Genomic DNA, 23,817 nt, shown 5'->3' with positions numbered 1-23,817 from the left:
GCTGTTGGTAGCGCGGATCGATGTCGCGAATTCGGGGCAGAATCCAGATCTGCAAGAAGTTGAGATCTTCCGTTGCAGAATGATTGAATTCAGAGTGAAGAATGCCGGCGCCAGCGGACATGATTTGAATGTTGCCAGAGCGAAGGACCCCATGGTTTCCGCCGCTATCGTGATGTTCGAGGGCGCCGCGCAGCGGAATGCTAATGATTTCCATATTCCTATGTGGATGCGTGTCAAACCCGGCCCCGCCAATCAAGGAATCATCATTCAGGACGCGTAATTGACCAAATTGTACTCGAGCCGGATTGCGGTACTCGCCAAAGGAAAAGCTGTGTGCAGTGCGCAGCCAGCCAAAATCGAAACTCCCTCTGGAGCGAGCGCGGTGAATCTCCAGCTTGCTGTCCATATTGGTTTTAGAGGCGCGGCCAGTGGAATAGGCAATGCGGAAGCAGGGAATCAATCATCTTTTCTCGGTGGAATTAGCGAAGCCCTGCTGACGTGCTTGCCAAAGCGGGCAATCATCCAGTCGAAGAGCTCATCGCGGCGCACCTCGTTCCCTTTTTCCTCTTGCGTCGGCAGTAGCAGCTGGCCGTCTTTTTCCTGTCCTCGGGGCGTAAGCGAACTCAGACCGACGCCAACCAATCTTTTCGCTCGTTGATCGTCGGCGCAACGCCGCAAGAGCTGTAGCGCGCAGGAGAATACGGTTTCAAAGGTATCGATGGGCTCATCGAAGGTGTGGCTGCGAAGTAGCGTCTCGAAATTGCTGTAGCGCAGCTTGAGATGAATGGTACGCGCTTGCAATCCTTCCTTTCGGAGACGGCGGGTAGCCTGATCAGCGGTGAAGCGCAGCGCCTGCACGACAGTTGCTGGATCAAGTTGATCTGTTACAAATGTAGTCTCTTCGCTTATGGACTTGCGAACTCTGGAACTGTCGACGGCGCGACTGTCCTCGCCCCTGGCCAGGGCTTGCAATCGTGGCGCTTGATTCTTCAGGGCGCAGCGCAGCGCTTCAGGATTTGCGGAGGCCAGTGCGCCAATCGTGTGGATTCCGGCCGCCTGCAACCGTTCCGCTGTACGCGGTCCAACTCCCCACAGCTTTCGAATGGGCAGGGCCGCTAGAAAGGCCGCCTCTTCTCCGGCCGCGCATAGCACAAGGCCGTCCGGTTTCTCGAGGTCAGAGGCGACCTTTGCGACAAACTTGTTGGCCGCTACGCCGACGCTGGCGGTGAGGCCAGTTTCAGAATGGACGGCTTGCTTGATAGCGCGGGCAATAGCGAGTCCCGGTCCCAATGCGACAACGCTGGCGGTGCAATCCAGGAAGGCTTCGTCGATACTCAAGGGTTCGAGTTCTGGCGAGAAGCGTTGCAGGATCTGCATGATTTGTGTTGATAGAGCGACATAGCGATCAAAACGGGGGGGCAAGAATTCTGCCTGCGGGCAGAGCAAATAAGCGCGTGAGATAGGCATTGCTGAATGAATTCCATAGCGGCGAGCTTCGTAGTTCGCGGTAGAGACGACGCCGCGCCCGCGCCCTCCTCTTGGATCGGCGCCGACAACGACGGGCTTTCCGCGAAGAGATGGCTGGTCGAGCTCCTCAATGGAAGCATAAAAGGCGTCCATATCGACATGCAAAATGGTTCGCGCTGGCGACCTGCTGTTAATCCTGGACTGCAAAGCGCTCTTCGCCCGTTGCTTGAAATAGATCAGGTTGATCGCCGCCTGGTTTTCGAAACAAGTCTTCACGCAAGGGCGGCAGAGCTGGCACAAACTGCAAACGGCGGACGCAATGCATGAAGCGCCCGTTTAGCAGCCTGGCAAAATGACCTGTCCCGGTCATGCGAAGTCCCCATCTGGAATCGGTTCGATTTCCATCGCGAGCGCTTTCAATCAGCCGCCAGACCCGATCGCGGCGCTCCGGATAATTCCGAACCAACCATTCATCGAAAATCTCGCGAAGCTCGTGCGGCAGTCGCAGTAGTATCGTTCCAGCGCTCCTGGCGCCAGCCCTCCGTGCAGCGTCCAGGATTCTCTCCAGTTCCTCGTCGTTCAATCCGGGAATGACCGGAGCAACCATGACTCCGACGGGAACAGCCGCAGCAGCCAGGGCAGCAATGCTTTGTAGCCGACGGGCCGGCGAACTGGCGCGCGGCTCCATGCTGCGAACCAGGTCGGCGTCGAGGCTGGTCAAAGAAACGTAGCAATGAACAAGGCCCATATGTCCCAACTTTGAAAGTATGTCCAGGTCGCGGAGTATCAGGGCGCTTTTTGTGATCAGCGTCACCGGGTGCCGGAATTCCAGGCAGAGAGCCAGTATGGAGCGAGTGATTCGCAGGTTCCTTTCGGCCGGTTGATACGGATCAGTGACGCCGGCAATGGCTATGGGCCGCGGTTGATAGCCCTTTCTCGAAAACTCTTTGCCCAGCAGCGCTGCTGCATCCTCTTTGTAGAAGATTCGCGTCTCAAAATCGAGACCGGAGGAAAGTCCCAGATAGGCGTGGTACGGTCTGGCATAGCAATAGACGCAACCATGTTCGCAGCCGCGATAAGGATTGAGCGAGACCTCAAAGGGAATATCTGGCGACTGATTGAGGACGAGTATGGATCGGGCTTGATCCGCCCGGTATTCGGTTGGCGCACGCTCTCCTGTGGCCGCACTTTCCTCCGGCGTCCGATCAATACTTTCAAAGCGACCGGTTGGGTTTCTTCCTGCCGCCCGGCCTCGCCAGCGTTCCATGGTCCAGTCGAACACTATACGCATGGGAGGCAAACAAAAATCGACCGTTTCGGTAAAGCAAGTCCGGAAGTGGAAAGCCTTCAACGGGCACTGCGGATATTCCGAAAGTACTGTAGGCGAAAGTATGATGAATGCGATTCTGATTCGATCCAACCGCTGGCGTTTGCCCCTGCTGTGCATCCTGACCAGCGGGGCTTGCCTGCTGGGGTCAGAAAGCGGGAGCGCAGCAAACGAGGATACCCAGAACCTGACCGGGCCTGAGCCGCGTAGATGGCTCGTTGACGATATTCAGCCTCGCGTAGCCTGGCAGAGTGAAGAGTTAGCAGTGCCGATCATGTTAGCCAGCATCGATCGCGATTCTCCCCCGGCTTACATCTCGCCGCTTGCGCCGGAGGCGGGCGAGCAGGGTTCGCAGGCCAGCGGCGTTGCCTGGGCCGCGGGCTATGCTGCTGCGTCCGTGGCCTTCCGAGCGCGAAGTTTTGACGATGGTTATCTTTGTTCGCCGGCGTTCATTTACAATCGACTGAATGGCGGACGAAATCAGGGGATCGCCTTACTCGATACATTGAACTATTTGAAGCTGGCCGGTTGTTCTGATATGCGCTTCATGGCCTACCGTAACGACGATATCTTGACACAGCCAGGCCTGGCTGCGCTTGAGGATGGCTTGCGCCGCAGGATTCGCGGTTTTGCGCGGATCGAAATTGGCGACCCTGAACAGGTGCGCGGTCATTTGCTCCAGGGACGATTGGTCATGGCGCTGCTGCGCGTTACAGAGAACTTCTTTAAATTGAAAGAGCCATCCTGGGATGGTCCGGTGGGCAATCATTGGGCGGAGCAAGCGGTAGCCGTCATTGGATTTGAGCAGGCGCGCAGGGTCTACTTGATACAAAACTCCCAGGGCGTGCAATGGGGTAGAGACGGTCGCGCCGAAATAAGTTACGATTGGTTCAGTCGGCTCGCTGAGAAGGCTTATGTCCTGTGGTAGTTTGGTCTTGCTTTCGGCGACTGCTCCGCTCTCTGTACAGACTTGACCGCGCTACATGTGCTTCGGAGCCTGACGATCCATCCTTGCGAGGGTATACACCTTGGTTATTGGCGTTCCCAGGGAAACTGCATCGGGCGAAACGCGTGTCGCGCTTGTTCCAGAGTCAGTTCACCGTTTAGTGAAGAAGCTTGGCTACACCGTCAAGGTCCAGGCCGGCGCCGGACTCAGTTCAGGCATCAGCGACGCTGACTACCAGAAAGAAGGCGCCGAAATCGTTTCCGACGCTGCAAGCGTCTTCAGCCAATCGGACATTGTATTGAAGGTTCAGCGCCCGGAACAGCTTTCGGGCGGCAAGCATGAGCTGGAAATGATGAAGAAGGGCGGCATTCTGGTCAGCTTCTTCTACTCGCTCAGCAATCCTCAAGAAGCTCGCAAGGCGGCGGAGCTTGGCATCAGCGTCCTTGGTATGGATGCAATTCCCCGAATCACTCGCGCTCAGCGCATGGATGTGCTGAGTTCTCAAACCAATTTGGCGGGCTACAAGGCGGTGATTATCGCCGCCTATCATTTGCAAAAAATCTTCCCGATGCTGATGACGGCAGCGGGCACTATTACGCCGGCGCGCGTGGTCATTCTGGGCGCAGGCGTCGCGGGCTTGCAGGCGATTGCCACGGCCAAACGATTGGGCGCCATAGTCGAAGTGTCCGATGTGCGACCGGAAACGAAAGAACAGGTGGAAAGTCTTGGCGGTCGCTTTATCGAACCGCCGCAAGACGAATCGCTGGTTGGACAGGGCGGCTACGCCAAAGAGGCCAGCAAAGAGTATCTTGCAAAACAGCAGGAGATTCTGGCGAAGCACATTTCAGAAGCCGACGCAGTGATTACCACCGCTCAGGTGCCGGGCAAGAAGGCGCCGGTATTGGTGACTCGCGCTGTGCTAGAACGCATGAAGCCGGGCGCCGTTGTGGTTGATATGGCCGCAGAAAGCGGCGGAAACTGCGAATTGACAAAGGCCGGCGAGGTTGTTGAGCACAACGGCGTGCAGATCGTTGGGGTGGTCAATCTACCGGCCAGCGTTCCCTTTCATTCCAGTCTGCTGTACTCCCGAAACGTGCTCAGTCTTCTTGAATACCTCACCAAAGAGGGTTCGCTGGTTTTGAACCAGGAAGATGAAATTGTAAAGGGAGCGTTGATCACTCACAACGGCCAGGTGATCCACGAAGCAACCAGACAGCTGCTAGGCTGATGCGCACCGACCAGGGTAGGTTACAATGGAAATGACTGTGATTATGGCGATCGCGATCTTCGTGATCTCGATCTTCCTCGGCGTTGAACTGATCTCAAAAGTTCCGCCGACCTTGCACACCCCGTTGATGTCGGGATCCAACGCAATTTCTGGCATCACGGTGGTCGGAGCGATCTTGAGCGCTGGCAGCCGTTCTGGCGGCGCTGAGGTTTTGCTTGGCTACGATTGGAATACAATTCTCGGCTTCCTGGCCATGGTATTCGCAACGATCAATGTGATCGGCGGCTACTGGGTGACGGAGCGCATGCTGCGCATGTTCAAGCGGAAATAGGAGCGCCGTCGGCGAGCAAATTCATGGGCGAATACCGGGAAGACATCGTTAATCTGCTGTACTTAATTTCAGCTGTCCTTTTTGTGTTGGGCATCAAGCGCCTGAGCGCAGTGCGAACTGCGCGGCAAGGCAACCTGCTGTCAATGATTGGCATGGCGATTGCCATGGGCGTGACCATTTTTGAACCGCATGTGCAGTCCTATGAACTGATTGTGGCTGGCTTTGTTGTCGGCGGGCTGGCTGGCGCACTTCTGGCAGTCAAGACGCCAATGACGGGCATGCCACAGATGGTCGCCCTGTTGAATGGCTTCGGCGGCCTGGCTTCGTTGCTGGTGGCCAGCGCCGAGTATGTCGCGAAACCGGAGATGCCCGCCTTTACGCTGTCGACGACGGCGTTGTCGGTGATCGTCGGCGGAGTCACCTTTACGGGTTCGGTAATTGCATTCGGCAAATTGCAAGGACTGGTTACAGAAAAGGCCGTCAACTTTCGCGGGCAGCATATCATCAATCTGACGCTTCTGGTTCTCGGTCTTGCTCTTGGAGGCGTGCTGCTCGTTGACGATTTTTCACTGCGTTCCATATATGATTCAATTGGAATCGTCGGGCCTCCCAAGATCACTCTGCTGATTGTTCTGGCATCCCTTTCGCTGCTGCTGGGCGTGCTGGTTGTTATTCCGATTGGCGGCGCGGACATGCCAGTAGTGATTTCGCTGCTCAATTCCTATTCGGGTATTGCCGCTGCACTGACCGGTTTTGTGCTCAGCAATATGGTATTGATTGTAACCGGAGCGTTGGTGGGCGCTTCAGGCATTATCCTGACGCAGATCATGTGTAAGAGCATGAACCGCTCGCTGCTCAACGTAATCATGGGCGGCTTTGGCAATGCACCCGTGGCCAGCGGGCCGGCAGGCGTCAGCGGCGCCGATATCGTCGTCAAGGAAATCGGCGTCGAAGAATGTGCAATGGTCTTTGACTCCGCGCAATCCTGTATCATTGTGCCTGGCTACGGAATGGCCGTCGCGCAAGCGCAACACGTTGTGCGTGAGCTTTCCGAACTTCTGGAAAAGCGCGGTTGTGTAGTGAAGTTTGCAATTCATCCGGTCGCAGGACGGATGCCTGGTCATATGAATGTGCTATTAGCCGAGGCAAATGTTCCCTATGAAAAGCTCTACGAGATGGACGCAATCAATGAGGAATTTGCCAATACCGACGTCGCCCTGGTGATTGGCGCAAATGACGTTACCAATCCTTCCGCGCGGCATGTGCCTTCCAGTCCGATTTACGGCATGCCAATCCTCAACACCGATAAGGCGCGAACGGTTGTCGTAGTGAAGCGTTCATTGAAGCCCGGTTATGCGGGAATCGACAACGAGCTCTATGGCTATCCCAACTGCCTCATGTATCTTGGAGATGCCAAGGATGCCGTGGCAAAATTGGTCGCCGAAATCAAATCAAACAGCTAACTGATTCAGCCGAGTGCTCCTCGGCTTGATGCCGACTCAATGAGAATGGCCCGGATCCCTGTATTGATGGCAGGGATCGCTGGCAGCAGAACACAATGTCCACAGATTCTAGCGCAGGGTCTCTTTGGCGCTATGATCGCCAGATCATTTTGCCGGAGATGGGCGTGGATGCCCAGCGGCGTTTGCAACGCAGTTCAGCGCTGGTAGTGGGCGCCGGAGGTCTCGGCTCGCCCGCGGCAATCTATCTGGCGGCTGCCGGCATTGGGCGGCTGGGAATAGTTGAAGATGATACCGTCGAGTGGCACAATCTGCATCGCCAGATTCTGTATACGGAAGCGAGGGTTGGTCAACCGAAGGCTCTGGCCGCCCGCGACCACCTGCAATCGCTCAATAGCCATATCGATGTGCGGATTCACGCTGAACGTCTGCAGTCATCGAACGCTCTCGAGATTATCTCGGGATATGACATTGTACTCGATGGATCGGATAATTTTCCGACGCGCTATCTGGTCAACGATGCGGCGCGAAAGGCAGGAGTCCCCGATGTATACGCTGCAATCCTGGGTTTCCATGGTCAGTTGAGCTTCTTTGGGGCGCCGGGTCCTTGCTACCGCTGTCTGTTTGCGGAACCGCCGCCGCCAGATCTAACGCTCTCTTGTGCTGAAGCTGGCGTGCTTGGAGTGCTGCCCGGTGTAATGGGCGTGCTGCAAGCGACGGAGGCGATCAAGTATCTCTGCGGAATCGGCCAATCGATGCAAGGCAGACTGCTGTTGTTTGATGCACTGGGGCTGAGTTTCCGAGAGATTTCGGTAAAGCGGAGCGAGAGCTGTCCGGTTTGCAATATTTCGTCGGCTGAGATTCAGCTGATCGACTATGCAGCTTTCTGCGGCCACGATGGCGCTGAGCAGGATTCGGAAAAGTTGCTGAATGAAATTTCTACGGTAGAATTGGAGCAGTCATTGCGGAGCAAGATGCCGCCCTTATTGGTCGATGTACGCTCGAAGCATGAATTTGATTCGGAAACTTTGAACGGCGCTCGATGGGCGAGCCTCGATTCTCTGCCGGCCGCCCTGCAAGCGGAGGACGATGACAGGTCGATCGTCGTCTTCTGTCGATCCGGACAAAGGAGCAAGGACGCGCAAAAGATTTTGCAGCAGGCAGGATTCCGCAATGTCCGAAGTCTCCGAGGCGGAATTCTGCAATGGATGCAGCGCAGCGAAGATGCGACTAGATGATGTACAGATCAATGCCTCGCAGAAAGAAACTGAATTGCGATTCGATTACTTCTTTGATGGCAAAGGCAGCAAGTCCGGTGATTGGCCGATGCGGCCAGAGGATCCAGCCAATTCCGTCGAATATTCCCAGACTGACGAAGTAACCAAGTTCCTGAAAGCCAAACGGTCGCGGCTGCTTGCCATGTGCGTCGCGCAGGATGGAGTCCGCACAGTGGAGGCCTTTGCGAACTGCAATCTGAGCCGTTAGCGCGTTGGCGCCCTGTCCTTCATAATGCGAGGCGTCGCCGGCAGAATAGATTCGTTTGCAAGCATCGCCGCCTGGCGCGATGATCTGACCGGCAGGATTGGTGCGCCACGGAAATGGCTGGGCGCTTACGCCGGGGAACAAAAGTGTCATAGTCGCGGGAAGCTTTACGCTGGCGTCGTCTTGCTGGAGTTCAATAGCGCGCGGACCTATGGCGGTCACTCGAGTCTTGTTATGCAAGTCGATGCCTGCCTTGCTGGCGGCATGAACCACATAGTCGCCAAATCCGGCCGGATAGGATTTTAACGGCAAATCTTCCTGGTAGCTGAGGTGAAGGCGAGCTTCTTCGCCACGACCCGTAAGCCAGTCCTTGAGTTCGAACAAAAACTGAACTCCGGTAGGCCCGCCGCCAACAATGTGGATGTGTCTGTCGGCAGCCTTTGTCTGCTGCAGGAGCAATTCCAGGTGTTCGTTCAATCCGTGCCGGCGGATATCATTCAGATCAAAGACTGCTGCGGCGGGATCAATGCCAATTCCGCGCATTGGCGTGGGTCGTGCGCCAGTGCACAGTAGCAAGGCGTCAAAGGACTCCGTTTGTCCATTGATCAGCAGAGTGCCGGCGCTTTCCAGCGCGGGCAATTCGCTACGGTCCACCTGTACTGCGGCCTGCAGGAAGCGAAAGCCAAGACGGGCGGCCAATTCCGCATAAGGCGCTCGCAGCCGCGAAACTGGTCCATACACGCTACGTTGCAGCTGAATCAGGTGGCAGAAGCTTTCTTCGCGATCCACCAGCAGGACTTCAACACTGGAATTGCGCGCCAATCGCGCTGCAGCTGCCAGTCCGGCGTAACCGCCGCCGATAATCAGCACACGAGTCATAAGGGAATTTCGTTTCTGGACCCTTTGGGCGCTACCGCATTTTGCTCTACACAGAGAGCCGAAGCCATAGGATGGGGTTTCAGGACAATGGAGCAGGCAATGCCGGGAAGACGACTGGGCCAGAAACTGAGCATCGATAATCTGAACATGTACCTGCTGATTGGCACTCTACTGGTTTCCGGAGGGCTGTTGCTCAGTCCGTGGCATCCGGGCGTTATTAGCTTTCAGCGCGTGTTCGAAGCAGGCGAATACTGGCGATTGGCGCTCTTCCCTTTCCAGGTTGGCGCGGCGGACAGTTCTGCTGGCGGCTTTGACCTGCGAGACGTGATGATGGTCCTGCTCTACTGCTGGATGTTGTGGAGTTTTGGCAGCGGATTGGAGCTGGAACTCGGCAGCGCCCGCTTTACCGCCTTTGTTCTTAGCGCGATGGCCTCGTTGCTGGTGGGAGCGCTATTGCTGACGCCAGGTTCATTGAGCGCTACCTATTTCGCCGCAACATTGATTGTTGCTTTCGGATTACGGCAACCGGAGGCGCAAATCTTGATCTGGTTTGTAATCCCGGTACGGCTGCGCTGGATTGCCGTCACAATTGTGGCGGTGACAGTGGCGCTGGCAGCTCTGGAAGCTGTTGCAACGGGAAGCGTGTTCGCATTGCTGAAGCCAGTGTTTGTTTTTTCGGCGGCGCTGATTGTCTGGCGCAGACCGCGACTCTGGCACGAGGGGCGAGGCGGCAGTCGGTCAGCCAGGTTTCAAGACGGACGAGCGATGGAAGGTCGCGGTCGTGTTGCTGTGCATCGTTGCACCGTATGCGGCGTAACCGAGCTCAGCGATCCGAGCATGGACTTTCGCTATTGTGTGGATTGCGACGATCACGAGTACTGTAGCCGGCACCTGAAGGAACATTTGCATATTCGCGCGACGGACGGTCATTTCTCAACGGACGCGGAGTAGTTCCAGCAGGCGATCGAGATCTTCAAGATTCTGGTATTGGATGGTAATGGCGCCGGCCCCGCCCTTCTTGTGAGCTACTCGAACTCGGGCGCCCAATCGGGCTCGCAGTTTGTCTTCCAGCTGGCGGACATTGGCATCCTTGCGGCTTGAGTTTTTTCGTCCAGCTGGCGCTGTGCTTTCCGTCAATCGTGCTACTGATTCCTCGACTTTTCTCGCGGTCCAGGCTTCGCGCGAGATTCTGGCAGCAAGTCCCAGTAGAGTCTTGCGATCGCCGATCGCAAGCAATGGACGCGCTTGACCTGGAAGGATCGCGCCGGTTTCGAGCAGGGCGAGAATCTCTTCGGGCAATTTGAGCAAGCGCACTAGATTGGTAATCGTCGTCCGGTCCTTGCCGACCAGCTCGGCGAGGTCGCTGGCTTTGCGTCCGGTGTGGGTCATCCAGAAGTCGTAGGCTCGCGCTTCTTCCACGGCATTGAGCTCCTCGCGCTGGATATTTTCAATGATGCCCATCTCCAGCGCCTGGAGATCGTTGACTTGTTTGATCACAGCCGGAATCTTTTTGAAGCCGGCCAATCGGGCAGCGCGCCAGCGACGCTCGCCAGAGATCAGTTGAAATCGGTCGCCGATTTTTCGGACAACCACCGGCTCGATCAGTCCTACGGAATGCAGCGTGCGCGCCAGCTCGCGGAGATCCTCGTCATTGAAGCGCTTTCGCGGTTGGTTGGGATTTGCCGAGATCTCGTCCAGCGGCAACTCAATGTAGTTCGCATTGTCGCGGACCACGGCCTGGCCGGCCTGTTCCATGCCGGGAATCAAATTGGAAAGGCCTCTGCCGAGCGTCTTCTTAGCCACGGGACGCTACCTCCTGAGCCAGCGCTTCGTAGGCGCGGGCGCCCGCTGATTCGGGTGCGTATTCTCCGATAAATTTCCCAAAGGAGGGGGCTTCGCTGAGCTTAACGTTACGCGGAATGATACTCTGATAAACTCGATCGCCAAAGTGGTTGCGGACGTCGTCGACAACCTGATTGGCCAGGCTGGTGCGCTGATCGAACATTGTAAGTACGACTCCGTCCAGTTGCAATTCCGGATTCAGCGATTTCTGCACCAGTCCGATGACCTTCATCAATTGGGTTAGACCTTCCAGCGCGTAGTATTCAGTTTGCAGGGTGATCATCACATGACTGGCCGCGCAGAGTGCATTGAGCGTGAGGATGCCGAGATTGGGCGGACAGTCGATCAAGACCGCGTCGTAGCGCGGCGCAACTTGCTGGAGCGCCTTCTTGAGTACATATTCGCGCTCAGTCATTTCCAGCATGTCCACTTCCACGCCGGAGAGATTGACGTTGGCCGGAAGAATGGAAAGACCCGGGATCGCGCTGGCGGTGACGGCCTCGGCAGCGGAAATCTCACCGACCAGCACTTCATAGGTGGTATGCTGCAGCGCATGAATGTCCAGCCCCAATCCGGAACTGGCATTTCCCTGCGGGTCGACGTCAACGAGCAGGATAGTTTTCCCCATCCGCGCCAGATAAGCGGCCAGATTCACCGCTGTGGTGGTCTTGCCGACGCCGCCCTTTTGGTTGGCCAGTGCGATTACTTTTACCATTTGCGAACTGAGTCCTTGATTTGCCGCCAGGTTCGTGGATAGCCTCGGCTTGCGGGGGCTTCCTTCAAGTAGATTCCCAGGTTTCGCTGTCCAAGTGATTGCAGTTCGGGAAGAACGATTGTTTCACAGGAAACAAAACCCAGCTTTTTCAAGTAGGCGTGGCGCCGGGGATCCGTTGGTGCAAGACCATGAAACACGATGGCTGCGCCGCCAATTCGGACGACACGGCAGAGCAATTCCAGCGAAGCGGGAAAGGGGAGAAGGGCTCTTACCAGCGCCAGGTCAAAAGTCCCCTTCAGCTCTTCCACGCGCGCGTAGCAGGTCCGCACGTTGGAAAACGTGTCCGTGGTCTGCAGCCAGTCTTCAAGCAGCGAAAGGCGCCGCCGCGAAGAATCGACCAGGGTGACAGCAGGCCTCAGTCGGTGCGCCGCGAAGGCCATACCCGGCAGCCCAGGGCCGGCCCCGGCATCGAGAACCCTGGTTTCACGTGAAACAACTATCCCGTATTGCGGGCAGCGGTCCAGGGCATGGAATGCCGAGACGGCGCATTCGAACAGGTGGCGATCAAGTATCCGGGTAGAATCGTTGCGGGAGAAAAACCCGCCGCGTTCGTTGTTCTCTTCAAGGAACTGATAGTAAAGAGCCAGCGCCTTCCAGTCCAGTGCGGTCGACAGTGCTGACGAAACTTCAAGGCCCCGTTGCTCAAGCATTCCTATCAAATCCATCCCGCTGTTTTTTTCCTGGGGCGCTCTCTGGCATTTACTTCTTCCAATAAACTCCGACAATAGGACTAGCATGCACCTTCATTCCCGATGTTTCGGTCGCCGCGTATTGCGCTGCTCCAGACTCACCCTCTCGTTCCTGGCGCTTCTGACGATCCATGTTCCTGCCGTCGCGGCCCAGGAAGCGGGCTGGCAACCGCTGGATCGACTGCTGCTTCGCGATGCAGCGCGCGGAGCCGTGCGGATTACAGCCGTGGACGCCGCCGGAAATCGGGAGAGCGTTGCGGTCCTGAACTATGACGCCAGCGGCCAGCTGCAAAGTGAACGATACGAAGGGCCGGATGGCTCCCTCCGCGGCCACACCGAGTTCCGCTACGAACAGGGACAGCTGAAGCTGGAAACGCTCCGCGACGCACATGGGCAGACGGCAGCGCAGAATGAGTACTCCTACCGCAACGGTAAATTGATCGGAGTCCTGCGCAGAGACGGAAGCGGCCGATTGCAGGCGCGCATTGAATACCGTTACCGCGATAATCTACTGACGGGCGGCGCCGAGTGGGTGGGGAGAGAGCACGACGAATTTTCATTTGAATATGAGAACGGTCGTCTGCGTTCCATACGATCAAGTACCGCCGATGGCGAGATGATTTATGAACTGGAGTTGCTGTATGATAGCGCCGGTCGCATCAGCAGGCGCCTCCGCAAAAGCGCCGCAGGCGCAGGCCGCTGCGATCATAGTTACGATCCGCGCGGTCGCTTGCTCAGCTTAGCCTACTTCAAACGGACGGGCGACGAGTGGCGTCTGGAACGCCGACTGGAATACAGCTACGCCGAATGAGGCGATTGAACTGGCGCAGCTTGAAACAGGAAATTGGCCACCATCTGCATGCCGGCTTCGGTAGCAAATGACTCCGGATGAAACTGAATACCCTCAATGGGAAAACTTCGATGGCGAATACCCATCAGTTCAGCGGGGCCTCCTTCGCTCTCCGCCGTGGCGCTCACTTCGAAGCACTCCGGCAGGGTAGCTTGTTCAACAATCAAGCTGTGGTAGCGCATCACGGTTAACGGAGTCGGGAGGCCTTCAAAGACTCCCCGTCCATCATGCCGGATCGCTGAGGTCTTTCCATGCATGGGAACATGCGCACGGACTACGCGACCGCCATAGGCAAAGGCCATGCCCTGCATGCCCAAACAGACGCCCAAAAGTGGAATCTGTTGCGCCGGACCTCGAAGGATGTCGGCGCAAATGCCAAAGTAAGCGGGATCTGAGGGCTCGCCAGGTCCCGGAGAGAGAATCAACCGATTGTAGCCAGCTGCTTCAATTTGCTGCAGGCTAATGGCATCATTTCGGAAGACATCCAGCTGGAAACGGGTCTGCAGTCGATCTTCCAGCAACTCGCCGGCATACTGGTAGAGATTGTAAGTGAACGAATCATAGTTATCAATGATCAGGACTTTCATGACATCGGCTCCGCGGTAAATCGCTGCATAGTTTTGCGAACAGCGGCTAGTTTGTTCATCAGTTCCTGATATTCGGCATCGATCTGGGAATCATAAACGATCCCGCCAGAGGCTCGCGCAAAGGCGCGGTTGTCGGAGACAAAAAGCGTTCGAATGGGAATGGCGAAGATGCAGTCGCCATTCAAGCCGAAGTGGCCCACCGCCCCGCCGTAGGGTCCGCGCGGGGATTGCTCCAGGCGATCAATGATCCGCATCGATTCAATCTTAGGCGCTCCGGACAGCGTCCCGGCCGGAAAAACCGAGGCAAGTCCGTCGAACATATCGATATCCTTGCGAATAATGCCCACGACCTCGCTGGAGATGTGCTGTACGTGGCTGAATTTGCGCGCATCCATCAGTCGGCGTACCTTAACCGTTCCAAAACGAGCGACCCGGCCCAGGTCGTTGCGGTGCAAATCTACCAGCATGTTGTGTTCGGCGATTTCTTTGGGATCATTGAGCAAGGCGCGGGCGAGGCGTAAATCTTCGTCAGTGGTTACGCCGCGCCGCGTTGTTCCGGCAAGCGGATAGGTCTCCATCTCGCCCTGTCTCAATTGGAAAACCAGCTCCGGACTGGCGCCGATCAAACGACGTCCGCCGAATTTCATATAGAAGAGATAAGGCGACGGGCTGACCTGGCGTAGTGCGTCGTAAAAGGCGATGACATCTCCTTCGATTTCGTAGTCCTCTTGAAATCCGATCTGGCACTGGAAGGTATTGCCGGCAATGATCTCCTGCCTGGCGCCTTTGACCATGGCAGCGTGCTGTTCAGGACTGCGGCTAAAGCCAATGCGGCGAGCATTGAGCTTCTCGGGGCCCGTGTTCTGGCAACGCAGCCACTCGCGCACCTGCCCGGAGCGATCCTCGCCGAAATGAAAATAGTAGAGCTCGCCTGTCATCTTATCCAGGATCAATCCATCGAGATAGAGTCCGAATTCCAGCGGGGGAAAATCGGGATGCTCCTGAAGCTTCAACGCTGGTTCGAAGAACATTGAGGCTTCATAGCCCAGGTATCCGACCAACCCGCCGGCATAGAGTCGCGCGATAATGTTTTGCGGAGTCCACGAAGCGAGTGTACGGTATGGATTTTCTGTTCTCGTATGGCCGGCGACTCCATCGCGGCGCCGCCAGCGTAGTTCGCCAGTCCTGGCTTCAAAGTGATAGAGCGGGTCAAAGCCCATCACCGAATAGCGGGCATCCCCGCCATTTTCGCCGGCGCTCTCCAGAAGAAAGCAGCAATCATTACGGCGTTCGATGGTGAGAAAGAGGCCATAGAAGTCCGCACTTTCTGCGAGGCGCAAATAGGTTGGCTTTTTCGGAAGGTCGAGCGGCGGCAGGGCGGCCTGGGCCGGATCAATCCGGCGGGCTGCAGGGCGAGCAAAGTCCATGGACAGCTCCTCCTTTTTTCCAAGTTTCGCAATCTGCGACGATCGACAAGAAAAAGGCGCGATAGGTGAAATCAAGGCGCGCCGAAGCGGTGCAGAATCGCGACCAATTCCTGAGGCGTGCCTACGCTGGCCTGGGCGGCGATTCGATCAGACTGGCCGTAACCGTACTCGCAGAAAACCCGTCGGCAACCCACCGCCGCTGCGCTGCGCAAGTCGGTATGGTGATCGCCGACTACCATACAGCAATCGCGGCTGAGCTGATACCTGCGGAGCAGGTGTTCGAGAGCCTGTGACGACGGCTTTAGAGCAAAGCCGTCGCCCGCGCCAATTACGAAATCAAGAGTGCGAAGCAAATGGATGCGAGCCAGGAGCAGTCGCGCTGCCTCACCAGCCTTATTCGTCAAGACGCCAACTGCCAACGAGCAGGGCCTCTGATGCAGCCAGTATCCCAATCCGGCATAGGCGCGAGTATGCACCGCTAGTTGCTGCCGATAAACACGCAGGTAGACCCGATAGATTTGCTCAATCAAATCCGCCGCAGCGGGTTCGCTATGCGTTGCTGCCGCCGCGATCAACTGCCGGCCACCGCCGCCAAGGTATCCTTGAATCTGGATCGGCGACAGCGGCGACCGCTGAAATTCATTCAATGCACGATTGACAGAAGAGCAAAGGTCTTTCAACGAATCCACCAGAGCGCCATCGAGGTCAAAGACAACCATGCGGCGCGTTTGCTTTGCTGTTCGTCTGGAGATATACATGAAAATATCTACGACCCGGCGCCTTTTGGCTTCGCTGCTTCTGCTATCGACCGCTGCGGCCTGCACAAAGCCGGGCGTCGTTGAGCAGGTTGCGCCGGCGCCTGCAGGAATGCGACAATTCACTGCCGACGATGACGACCGCATTTTTGCCCTCGTGGGCGAAAACGTCGACAGCCTCCTGATGCGATGGGATGGCGAGCGCTGGAACAATTGGCCCGGATCGGAAACAAGGGCGGCGACACTGCGGGGCGCCGAAGATCAGCGGTTGTGGCTTCTGCAACGTACGGAGGACAGGAGCGGCTGGCGTTTACGCGCCGTCGACAGCGACGATGGAATGGAAGAGTTCAAGATTGATATTCCGCCAACGATACTTTCCCCGGAGGCAATTCCGGCGGACGTGGCCGTCTCCAGCGATTGTCTGATTGTGGCTGATAGCGGCAGGCGTCGCGGCTCTTCCGCTATCGTTGCCTATGATCCTGGACGGCAGAGCTGGCGGAGATTTGATCAGCATGACAGCCTGGAAGCTGAGGCAGATGAAGGGGAGTCTGTTGAAGCTGGCTGCGGCGTCGCCAGCGTAGGTATGGATGATGAGGAGGAGTACGTTTACTACGGGGCTCGCTGCGGTCGCAGTTGGTATTCCCTGCGGCTTGGGGCGCTTTGCCCTGGTCTCGAACGGGAGGAACTTGTAGAAGCCATCAGCCTTGTTGGCCCAAAGCCATCAGGATCATCTGGCAGCGTGGACCGCAGCGGCCGAACTCGCTTTGCGGATGGCGATGCGATTGCTGTTCTGGACGCCGATGGCCTGAGTCAACGGCTCGCTCCCGCCGGGAAGGCGCTTCACATTCAACAGGTCGCCGCGTTGCAAGGTCGCTGGCTGCTGGCCAGCGCCAGTCAGCGGAACGCCGAAGGCCTCACGCTGGTGCGTATCCAGACCGGGATTCGAGCCCGGGTTGGCCATTAGACTGATTACGGACGCGACTGGAAATGTCCGTGGCGTATATCGCTGGCGTTCACGGTAAAGACGACGCTTTCAGCAATATTGGTGGCCAGGTCGCCAATGCGCTCGATTGCTTTAGCAATAAAGGCCTCGGCCAGACTGGGAGAAGATTCGATGATTCGATCTTCCAATTCATCAATGTCGAATTCGAGCTGCATAACACGGTCGGCGCGGACCGTGTCCTGATCGACCAGGGCCTGGATCGACTCGCGCAACGCCTCGCGGGTTTTTTCCGCCAGGGACATCAGCTCCCCGCCAGCCGGTTGCGGCAGTCGTCTCGACCATTTGGCTACGGTTTTGGCCTGGTCGCCCACACGTTCCAGCTCATGAATGATCTTGACGACGCTGAAAACGTAACGAAAATCCAGAGCGTAGGGGTCTCGCAAAGCCAGCGTTTCCATGCTCAAGCGGTCCGCGGCAAGCTCCATTTGATCGATTTCTCGGTCCATCGAGCGAACCTGGTCGATCTTCGCCTCGTCGCGGGTTTGCAGGCACTCGATGGAGGCGTCGAAGATGGCCTCGCATTTGCGCGCCATCCGCACGACCTCAGTCTTCAATCGGTCAAGTTGTGGTTGCAGGGACATAGCTTTCGCTAAGGCAGAAATCAGGAAAAGTCAAGTCCTCAACCGAAGCGGCCGGTCACATAGTCTTCGGTTAGCTTCTGCGAAGGCGCCGTGAAGATCTTAACAGTCTTATCGAATTCGATCAGCTCTCCCAGTACAAAAAAAGCGGTAGAATCGGATACGCGCGCCGCCTGATGCAGGTTATGAGTTACGATTACGATAGTGACCTCCTTCTTGAGTTCAAGGGCCAATTCCTCAATTTTGGCGGTGGAGATCGGGTCCAGAGCCGAAGTGGGCTCATCCATCAACAGCACCTCTGGCTTTACCGCCAGGGCCCGGGCTATGACCAATCGTTGTTGTTGTCCCCCGGAGAGCGAATAGGCGCTGTCGTGTAGCTTGTCCTTCACCTCTTCCCAGAGTGCCGCATGACGAAGGGCTGTCTCCACGCGCTCTTCGACTTCGGCGCGCTTGCGAATATGTTGCAAACGGAGTCCATAAGAGATATTGTCGAAAATGCTCATCGGAAATGGCGTCGGCTTTTGAAAGACCATGCCGATGCGGCTGCGCAAACCGATGGGATCAATTGTCTTCTCCAGGATATTCTCGCCGTGGAAAAGAATCTCGCCGCTGTATCGATTGCCGGGATAAAGATCATGCATCCGATTGAAACAGCGCAGGAATGTCGTCTTGCCGCATCCTGAAGGCCCCATCAACGCCGTAATTGTATTTCGCTCCACCTGAAGGTTGATGCCCTTCAACGCCTCGCCGCCGCTGCTGTAGTGAAAGCGAAGGTCCCGTACGGAAAACACAGGATTACTCATTTCTGACCTCGCATCTTGATGTACAATCTTCCGACCACCGTGATCAGAAGAATGACCAGCGAAATGATTAGCGACGCCGCCCAGGCCTGCTGGTGCCAGTCCTCGTAGGGGCCGGTCGCATATTGGAAAATCGATACCGTCAAGGACGCCATCGGCGCGCTCATATCGGTAGAGTAGAAGTTATTGTTGAATGACGTGAATAGAAGCGGAGCGGTTTCGCCGGCAACGCGGGAGATACTCAAAAGAATGCCTGTCAAGATTCCGGTAGCAGCGCCGCGGTAAACGACTTGAACAATCACACGATAGTATGGCGCACCCAGGGCAAAGGCCGCTTCGCGCAAAGTCCAGGGAACAAGCGCCAGCATATTTTCCGTGGTTCGAAGGATGACCGGGATCATGATGACTGCCAGCGCTACGGCCCCGGCCCATCCGCTGAAGTGACCGAGAGGCTTTACCAGCACCGCATAGACAACAGCGCCTATCACGATCGAGGGTACGCCAATCATCAGATCACTGAGCACGGATACTGCTCGGGCAAATCGTGTACCTCGGCCATATTCTGCCAGAAAGGTCCCGCCCAGCACTCCCAGCGGAACACCGATAACAGTTGCGGCCAGCGTAATCAACAGCTGACCTACAAAAGCATTGCGCAGACCTCCGCCCGTAATGCCAGCCGGCGCGGGATCATTTGCAAAGAGATCCCAATGAATGGCGGCGACGCCATGCCGCAGGACATCAGCCAGAATAAAGATCAGCCAGAAAACGCCAAGGAGGGCTGCGAGTGAACTCAATGTCAAAGCTGCTACGTTTACTACCTTGCGCTTACGAAGTCCAACCATTGGCTACTTTTCCCCGCGACGTTGGCGGCTCCGAGAAATAAGCAACCGCGCCGCCGCTAGCGTCAAAAAACTAAAGGCAAAGAGCAGCAGTGCCAGAAAAAAGAGCGAAGAAAGGTAAAGATCGGAGTCTGCCTCGTTAAATTCATTGGCCAGTGTGACTGTAATGGTCGAGGCTGCTTCGAACAAAGAAAGCGTAATCCAGTGTTTGTTGCCGAGCACGAAAGCAACGGCCATGGTTTCACCTAGAGCTCTGCCCAGGGCGATTACGACTCCGCCGAAGACGCCAAATTTGCTATAGGGTACTACAACATCGCGTACGACTTCCCATTGCGTTGCTCCTACGGCGTATGCCGACTCCTTCACTTCAGGAGGAGTCAAAAGGAAAGCGTCGCGCGCTATGCTGGCAACGAAGGGTGTAATCATGATGCTCAAAATTACACTGGCTGTGAATAGATCAACGCCGCGCGTGGCGCCTGAAAAGAGCGCACCGACGATTGGAAACGAACCAATGCTTTGTTGCAGCGCCGGTTCTATGATCTGGCTCATGATCGGCGCAAGCGTAAAGAGGCCCCACATTCCGTAGATAATACTGGGTATGGCTGCCAGCAATTCGATCGCGCTGCCAAAAGGTCCGCGAAGAAAACCAGGAGCAATCTCAGTGACGAAAATTGCAATGCCCAGGGAAACTGGAACGGCCATCAACAAGGCAAGCGTGGCGGTGATAAAGCTGCCGTAGAGCGAAGCGGCAGCGCCAAATTTCTGGTGCGCTGGGTCCCAAACGTCGCTTACGATAAATCCAGGGCCAAACGTGCGGATGGCTTCTGCGGAATTCCCGACCAGTACGGCGACAATCCCAACTACAAAGACAACGATGGAAAAAGCCCCCGCCGCCGTAAGAGCGGCGAAGGCCAGATCCTTAATCCCTCGATTGATGCGCACGGCCGAGAATACTCGTAATATCGCGCGTCATTCAAATCTACTGCAGACCGTGCTGGCGCCAGTAGGCGCGAACTCGTTCTTTCAGAGAATCTGGAAGCGGGGCATACACCAGTTCACGAGCTTGTGCGTCGCCTTCGGCGGTGAAGGCCCAATCAAAGAACGCAACAACGCGCTTGCTGGCTTCCAGCTTGTCGCGTCGAACGAGGATGTTCGTGGCTGCCGTAATCGGCCATGCCTGTGCGCCGCCTGTATTCGTAATCCATGTATAGAAATGTGCCGCGGGATCGTAGGACCCGGCTGCCGCAGCCGCAGAAAAGGACTCCAAAGACGGACTTACCACTTTTCCCGCGCGGTTGCGCATATTTGCATAACTGGCACTGTTTTGTTTGGCGTACGCGAACTCTACATAACCAACGGAATTCGCCTGCTGACGGACGTAGTTCATGACGCCCTCATTGCCCTTTGCGCCGATACCTGTTGGCCAATTGACCGCCTTACCCTGGCCGACCTGATTCTGCCAGCGCGGGCACACGTCAGCAAGGTAATGCGTAAATACAGCGGTGGTGCCGGATCCGTCAGAGCGATGTACTACGGTGATCGGTGCAGACGGCAGGCTCAGGCCGGGGTTGAGCACGCGAATTGCCGCATCGTCAAAATTCTTGATCTCGCCCAGAAATATACCGCAGGCAGATGCGCCATCAAGCGTCAACTGGCCGGAAACGCCGCTAACGTTGTAAACAACGACGATGCCGCCAATGACCTGAGGCCATTGCAACAATCCCTGCGCTTCGATTTCCGCCGCCGGAAGTGCATCGTCAGAGGCGCCAAAGTCAACCGTGCCGCCCGTGATCTGCTTCACGCCGCCGCCGGAACCAATGGATTGATAATTGAGCTGGATGCCCTTTTCCGCATTGTAGCGGTGCGCCCATGCGCCGTAGAGCGGAAAGGGAAATGTGGCGCCGGCGCCATTGAGTGTGTTGTTGCTGGACCGGCCACAGGCGCCTGCGCCCAGGACAGCCAATGCGATCAGAAATGATTTCCAAATTCTCATTGAATCCAATACCTACCAGGATAAGAGGAAGTCTGGCGTCGATTCTGTTACAGTTCGATTGCAAGGCAATGACAACGCTGTACCCTGCGGCGGCGTTTAAGACTATTTCCGGGTCGATCCTGCGTTCCAACCTGCCAGAATTGCCGCGGAAAATGGCAATAGAAGCATGTCGCGGCCAAGATCGACGATCAATGTCCACCAGCCAATCTGCATGTGGGCATAATGCGCCGCCAGAATTGGCGCCGCCAGACCCAGCCAGAGGAAGGCCCCAAGCCGGGCGCCGGCAGAATAGGTCCGGATTTCGAGGCGTAGATTCAGCCACGCCAGGAAATACGAAATAGATAGGGATGCCAGTATCCCTGACACGAAGGGCGCCGGGCCAGGTGCGCCAACTTCTTGTTGCGAACACAGCAAACCAGAACCCCAGGCGCTTCGCCAGAGCGCATACCAGGCCAAATGGAATGCCTGCGCAAAGAGCGTCAGCAGGAAGACAGCAAAATGATTGATGCGCTGCACGGTCGTGTATTCGCGCCGGCGTGGCCGGACGTCAATTGCTTCGCGGCTCGCTCAATCGCTCAGCGCAGATAAAGATAGATCAGATCAATATCGCTTGGATCGACGCCCGATATTCCGGCGGCAGCGGCAATATTCGCCGGCCGTACACGCATCAGTTTTTCACGGGCCTCCTTCTTCAATCCGGTGACAGCGGCGTAGTCGAAGCCGTCTGGAATGACCATGGCAGCAAGACTTGCCCGACGATGAATGTTCTCTTGCTCCCGGCGAACATAGCCTTCGTATTTGATTTCAATTTCCAACGCGGCTGCTTCAGCTTGCTGGAGCTGCTCCAGGCCTTCCACCATGCCGACGCAATCTTCTATTTTGATTTCTGGGCGACGAAGGAAAGAGGCGACGTCTTTGCCAGGCAGCGATTTGGGGATGGGTGCGCCTCGCCGTCTCAAAGCTGCATAGTAGCTATCTGTTGCCTTCAGTCCGGTAGAAAAAAAACGCTTCTTTACAAGTTCGATACGCCCGTAACGCTCCTGCATTGCTGCGTAGTCATCGCTTTCAATTAAATCCATTTCCGCCGCATGCCGCATCAGCCGCTGATCGGCATTATCCTGACGCAGCAGCAAACGGTGCTCGGCGCGGCTGGTGAACATGCGATACGGGTCCTCGACTCCCTTGTGTACCAGATCGTCAATCAGCACGCCGATATAGGCTTCGCCACGGGATAAAACAAACGGCCCCATTGCGCGCGATTTTCGCAAGACGTTATAGCCTGCTATCAATCCCTGCGCAGCGGCCTCCTCGTAACCGGTGGTGCCGTTGATTTGGCCGGCAAAATACAGGCCGCGAATTCGCTTCGTTTGAAGGTCGGCCCCAAGTTCGCGCGGATCGACGTAGTCGTACTCGACGGCGTATCCTGGTCGAATGATTTCCACATCTTGCAGGCCGGCGCAACTTCGCAGCAACTGCCACTGGACTTCTTCTGGAAGGCTGGTCGAAACGCCGTTCAAGTATACCTCGCCGGTTTCAACGCCTTCCGGCTCAATGAAGATGTGATGACGATCGCGTTGGGCAAAACGAACCACCTTGTCTTCGATGCTTGGACAGTAGCGGGGACCGACGCCCTGAATTTGACCCGAATACATGGGCGAACGGTCCAGGTTGGCGCGGATCAATTGATGGGCCGCTTGGTTGGTATAGGTAATCCAACAACTGATCTGCGCTTGCCCGATTTGCCTGCTGGAAAAAGAAAATGGCTGCGGAGGATCGTCGGGTAGCTGCTCCTCAAGCCCGGCAAAATCAATGCTTCGTTTGAGCACCCTGGGCGGCGTCCCTGTCTTCAGGCGGCCCATCGCGAAACCATAATGTCGCAAGCATTCAGACAGGCTCAAGGAGGCGGCCTCCGCAATGCGTCCGCTACGCTGCTGAAATTCGCCGATGTGAATCAATCCGCCGAGAAAGGTTCCCGTTGTCACAATGACAGAGTCAGCCTGGAAGGATCGCCCGCGGCCGGTGGTCACGCCGCGTACAGCGTCATTCTCGATCACTAAGGACTCACAACTATCCTGGTAGAAGGATAGGCCGCTGGCCGCCTCCAGAGTCCATTTGACCGTATTCTGGTAGGCGCGCTTTTCGGCCTGGGCTCGCGGCGCCCAGACCGCCGGACCGCGCGATCGATTGAGCATCTTGAAGTGGATTCCGGTGCGGTCAATGACCCGGGCCATCAGTCCGCCCAGTGCATCGATTTCGCGGACCATATGTCCCTTGGCAATTCCGCCGATTGCCGGATTGCAGGACATCTGGCCAATTGTATCGAGATTCATGGTTAGCAATAAGGTGCGCAGGCCCCCACGGGCGCAAATGTGGGCCGCCTCCGCGCCAGCATGGCCGCCTCCTACGACGATAACGTCGTAGCTTGAGGGAGGCTCGGAAGCTCTGAGTCGATCGATTGCCATTGGTGTACAGGAACGCTCTGGCAGGGGGTTGAGCCAACGTCAACGACGGCCTCGATCCGGCCAGACGTGATTTAGCTCTGGCATTTATGTCCGAAAA

The 23,817-nt window shown here is 56.5% G+C and carries 25 protein-coding genes; 8 read left to right on the top strand and 17 right to left on the bottom strand.

Annotation, left to right across the window (positions count from 1 at the left end):
- From K1X75_14215 to K1X75_14205, 3 genes are all read right to left on the bottom strand, one after another.
- On the bottom strand, positions 1-406 hold a 406-nt coding region (locus K1X75_14215; protein MBX7059217.1), incomplete at its 3' end, for a pirin family protein.
- 50 nt (positions 407-456) lie between these two features.
- Positions 457-1,743: a DNA polymerase IV gene (gene dinB, locus K1X75_14210; protein ID MBX7059216.1), complete on the bottom strand. Its 1,287-nt coding sequence runs from the start codon at positions 1,741-1,743 to the stop codon at positions 457-459.
- Positions 1,658-2,734 (bottom strand): PA0069 family radical SAM protein, encoded by a 1,077-nt coding sequence (locus K1X75_14205; GenBank protein ID MBX7059215.1) that lies wholly within the window; start codon positions 2,732-2,734, stop codon positions 1,658-1,660. Before K1X75_14205 ends, dinB begins: the two co-directional genes overlap by 86 nt.
- Positions 2,735-2,858: 124 nt before the next feature.
- Between K1X75_14205 and K1X75_14200 the strand changes: the two genes are divergently transcribed.
- The 5 genes from K1X75_14200 (at position 2,859) to moeB (ending at position 7,997) form a co-directional block, all read left to right on the top strand.
- Positions 2,859-3,722, top strand: coding sequence for a hypothetical protein (locus tag K1X75_14200; protein ID MBX7059214.1), 864 nt, complete (start codon positions 2,859-2,861; stop codon positions 3,720-3,722).
- 100 nt (positions 3,723-3,822) lie between these two features.
- A complete protein-coding gene (locus tag K1X75_14195; GenBank protein ID MBX7059213.1) occupies positions 3,823-4,968 on the top strand; it encodes a Re/Si-specific NAD(P)(+) transhydrogenase subunit alpha in 1,146 nt (381 codons plus the stop codon).
- Positions 4,969-4,993: 25 nt separating this feature from the next.
- Positions 4,994-5,299, top strand: coding sequence for an NAD(P) transhydrogenase subunit alpha (locus K1X75_14190; protein ID MBX7059212.1), 306 nt, complete (start codon positions 4,994-4,996; stop codon positions 5,297-5,299).
- A gap of 23 nt (positions 5,300-5,322) precedes the next feature.
- Positions 5,323-6,762, top strand: coding sequence for an NAD(P)(+) transhydrogenase (Re/Si-specific) subunit beta (locus K1X75_14185; GenBank protein MBX7059211.1), 1,440 nt, complete (start codon positions 5,323-5,325; stop codon positions 6,760-6,762).
- Between the two features lie 95 nt (positions 6,763-6,857).
- On the top strand, positions 6,858-7,997 hold the full coding sequence (gene moeB, locus K1X75_14180) for a molybdopterin-synthase adenylyltransferase MoeB (GenBank protein ID MBX7059210.1): 1,140 nt from the start codon (positions 6,858-6,860) through the stop codon (positions 7,995-7,997).
- Here the strand turns inward: moeB and K1X75_14175 are convergent.
- Positions 7,990-9,120 (bottom strand): FAD-dependent oxidoreductase, encoded by a 1,131-nt coding sequence (locus tag K1X75_14175; protein ID MBX7059209.1) that lies wholly within the window; start codon positions 9,118-9,120, stop codon positions 7,990-7,992. The two genes, moeB and K1X75_14175, sit on opposite strands and share 8 nt — an antisense overlap.
- A 99-nt stretch (positions 9,121-9,219) precedes the next feature.
- Here K1X75_14175 and K1X75_14170 point away from each other — a divergent pair, with 99 nt between their 5' ends.
- A complete protein-coding gene (locus tag K1X75_14170; protein ID MBX7059208.1) occupies positions 9,220-10,071 on the top strand; it encodes a hypothetical protein in 852 nt (283 codons plus the stop codon).
- Here K1X75_14170 and K1X75_14165 read toward each other — a convergent pair.
- The 3 genes from K1X75_14165 to K1X75_14155 are packed head-to-tail and all read right to left on the bottom strand — an operon-like array spanning position 10,054 to position 12,402.
- The gene (locus K1X75_14165) at positions 10,054-10,923 is read right to left on the bottom strand and encodes a ParB/RepB/Spo0J family partition protein (protein MBX7059207.1); all 870 of its coding nucleotides are present in this window, start codon (positions 10,921-10,923) and stop codon (positions 10,054-10,056) included. The genes K1X75_14170 and K1X75_14165 overlap by 18 nt on opposite strands.
- Positions 10,916-11,677 (bottom strand): ParA family protein, encoded by a 762-nt coding sequence (locus K1X75_14160; protein ID MBX7059206.1) that lies wholly within the window; start codon positions 11,675-11,677, stop codon positions 10,916-10,918. The genes K1X75_14165 and K1X75_14160 overlap by 8 nt, the downstream gene beginning before the upstream one ends.
- Positions 11,671-12,402 carry a class I SAM-dependent methyltransferase gene (locus K1X75_14155; GenBank protein MBX7059205.1) on the bottom strand — a complete coding sequence of 244 codons (732 nt, stop codon included), beginning with the start codon at positions 12,400-12,402 and terminating at the stop codon, positions 11,671-11,673. Before K1X75_14155 ends, K1X75_14160 begins: the two co-directional genes overlap by 7 nt.
- 70 nt (positions 12,403-12,472) lie before the next feature.
- On the opposite strand from K1X75_14155, the gene K1X75_14150 reads away from it, so the two are divergent.
- A complete protein-coding gene (locus K1X75_14150; protein MBX7059204.1) occupies positions 12,473-13,237 on the top strand; it encodes a hypothetical protein in 765 nt (254 codons plus the stop codon).
- Here the strand turns inward: K1X75_14150 and K1X75_14145 are convergent.
- From K1X75_14145 to K1X75_14135, 3 genes are all read right to left on the bottom strand, one after another.
- The gene (locus K1X75_14145) at positions 13,225-13,863 is read right to left on the bottom strand and encodes an aminodeoxychorismate/anthranilate synthase component II (GenBank protein ID MBX7059203.1); all 639 of its coding nucleotides are present in this window, start codon (positions 13,861-13,863) and stop codon (positions 13,225-13,227) included. The genes K1X75_14150 and K1X75_14145 overlap by 13 nt on opposite strands.
- Positions 13,860-15,290, bottom strand: a complete 1,431-nt coding sequence (locus tag K1X75_14140) for an anthranilate synthase component I family protein (GenBank protein MBX7059202.1) — start codon at positions 15,288-15,290, stop codon at positions 13,860-13,862. Before K1X75_14140 ends, K1X75_14145 begins: the two co-directional genes overlap by 4 nt.
- A gap of 71 nt (positions 15,291-15,361) precedes the next feature.
- A complete protein-coding gene (locus K1X75_14135) occupies positions 15,362-16,048 on the bottom strand; it encodes an HAD family hydrolase (protein MBX7059201.1) in 687 nt (228 codons plus the stop codon).
- Between K1X75_14135 and K1X75_14130 the strand changes: the two genes are divergently transcribed.
- A complete protein-coding gene (locus K1X75_14130) occupies positions 16,047-17,009 on the top strand; it encodes a hypothetical protein (GenBank protein ID MBX7059200.1) in 963 nt (320 codons plus the stop codon). The genes K1X75_14135 and K1X75_14130 overlap by 2 nt on opposite strands.
- Before the next feature lie 5 nt (positions 17,010-17,014).
- Here the strand turns inward: K1X75_14130 and K1X75_14125 are convergent, their stop codons facing one another.
- The 7 genes from K1X75_14125 to mnmG form a co-directional block, all read right to left on the bottom strand.
- Positions 17,015-17,581, bottom strand: a complete 567-nt coding sequence (locus K1X75_14125) for a hypothetical protein (protein ID MBX7059199.1) — start codon at positions 17,579-17,581, stop codon at positions 17,015-17,017.
- A gap of 86 nt (positions 17,582-17,667) precedes the next feature.
- Positions 17,668-18,429: a phosphate ABC transporter ATP-binding protein PstB gene (pstB, locus tag K1X75_14120; protein MBX7059198.1), complete on the bottom strand. Its 762-nt coding sequence runs from the start codon at positions 18,427-18,429 to the stop codon at positions 17,668-17,670.
- On the bottom strand, positions 18,426-19,268 hold the full coding sequence (gene pstA, locus K1X75_14115; GenBank protein ID MBX7059197.1) for a phosphate ABC transporter permease PstA: 843 nt from the start codon (positions 19,266-19,268) through the stop codon (positions 18,426-18,428). The genes pstB and pstA overlap by 4 nt, the downstream gene beginning before the upstream one ends.
- Before the next feature lie 3 nt (positions 19,269-19,271).
- A complete protein-coding gene (gene pstC, locus K1X75_14110) occupies positions 19,272-20,207 on the bottom strand; it encodes a phosphate ABC transporter permease subunit PstC (protein ID MBX7059196.1) in 936 nt (311 codons plus the stop codon).
- Positions 20,208-20,244: 37 nt separating this feature from the next.
- Positions 20,245-21,258 carry a phosphate ABC transporter substrate-binding protein PstS gene (gene pstS / locus K1X75_14105; protein ID MBX7059195.1) on the bottom strand — a complete coding sequence of 338 codons (1,014 nt, stop codon included), beginning with the start codon at positions 21,256-21,258 and terminating at the stop codon, positions 20,245-20,247.
- 102 nt (positions 21,259-21,360) lie between these two features.
- Positions 21,361-21,774: a DUF1761 domain-containing protein gene (locus K1X75_14100; protein ID MBX7059194.1), complete on the bottom strand. Its 414-nt coding sequence runs from the start codon at positions 21,772-21,774 to the stop codon at positions 21,361-21,363.
- Positions 21,775-21,833: 59 nt separating this feature from the next.
- Positions 21,834-23,720 carry a tRNA uridine-5-carboxymethylaminomethyl(34) synthesis enzyme MnmG gene (mnmG, locus tag K1X75_14095; GenBank protein ID MBX7059193.1) on the bottom strand — a complete coding sequence of 629 codons (1,887 nt, stop codon included), beginning with the start codon at positions 23,718-23,720 and terminating at the stop codon, positions 21,834-21,836.
- Positions 23,721-23,817: the final 97 nt, after the last annotated feature.

Source organism: Leptospirales bacterium (assembly GCA_019694655.1).
Lineage (GTDB): Bacteria > Spirochaetota > Leptospiria > Leptospirales > Leptonemataceae > SSF53.
Note: the sequence above shows the minus strand (reverse complement) of the source record. Positions and strands in the feature narration are given on the sequence as shown.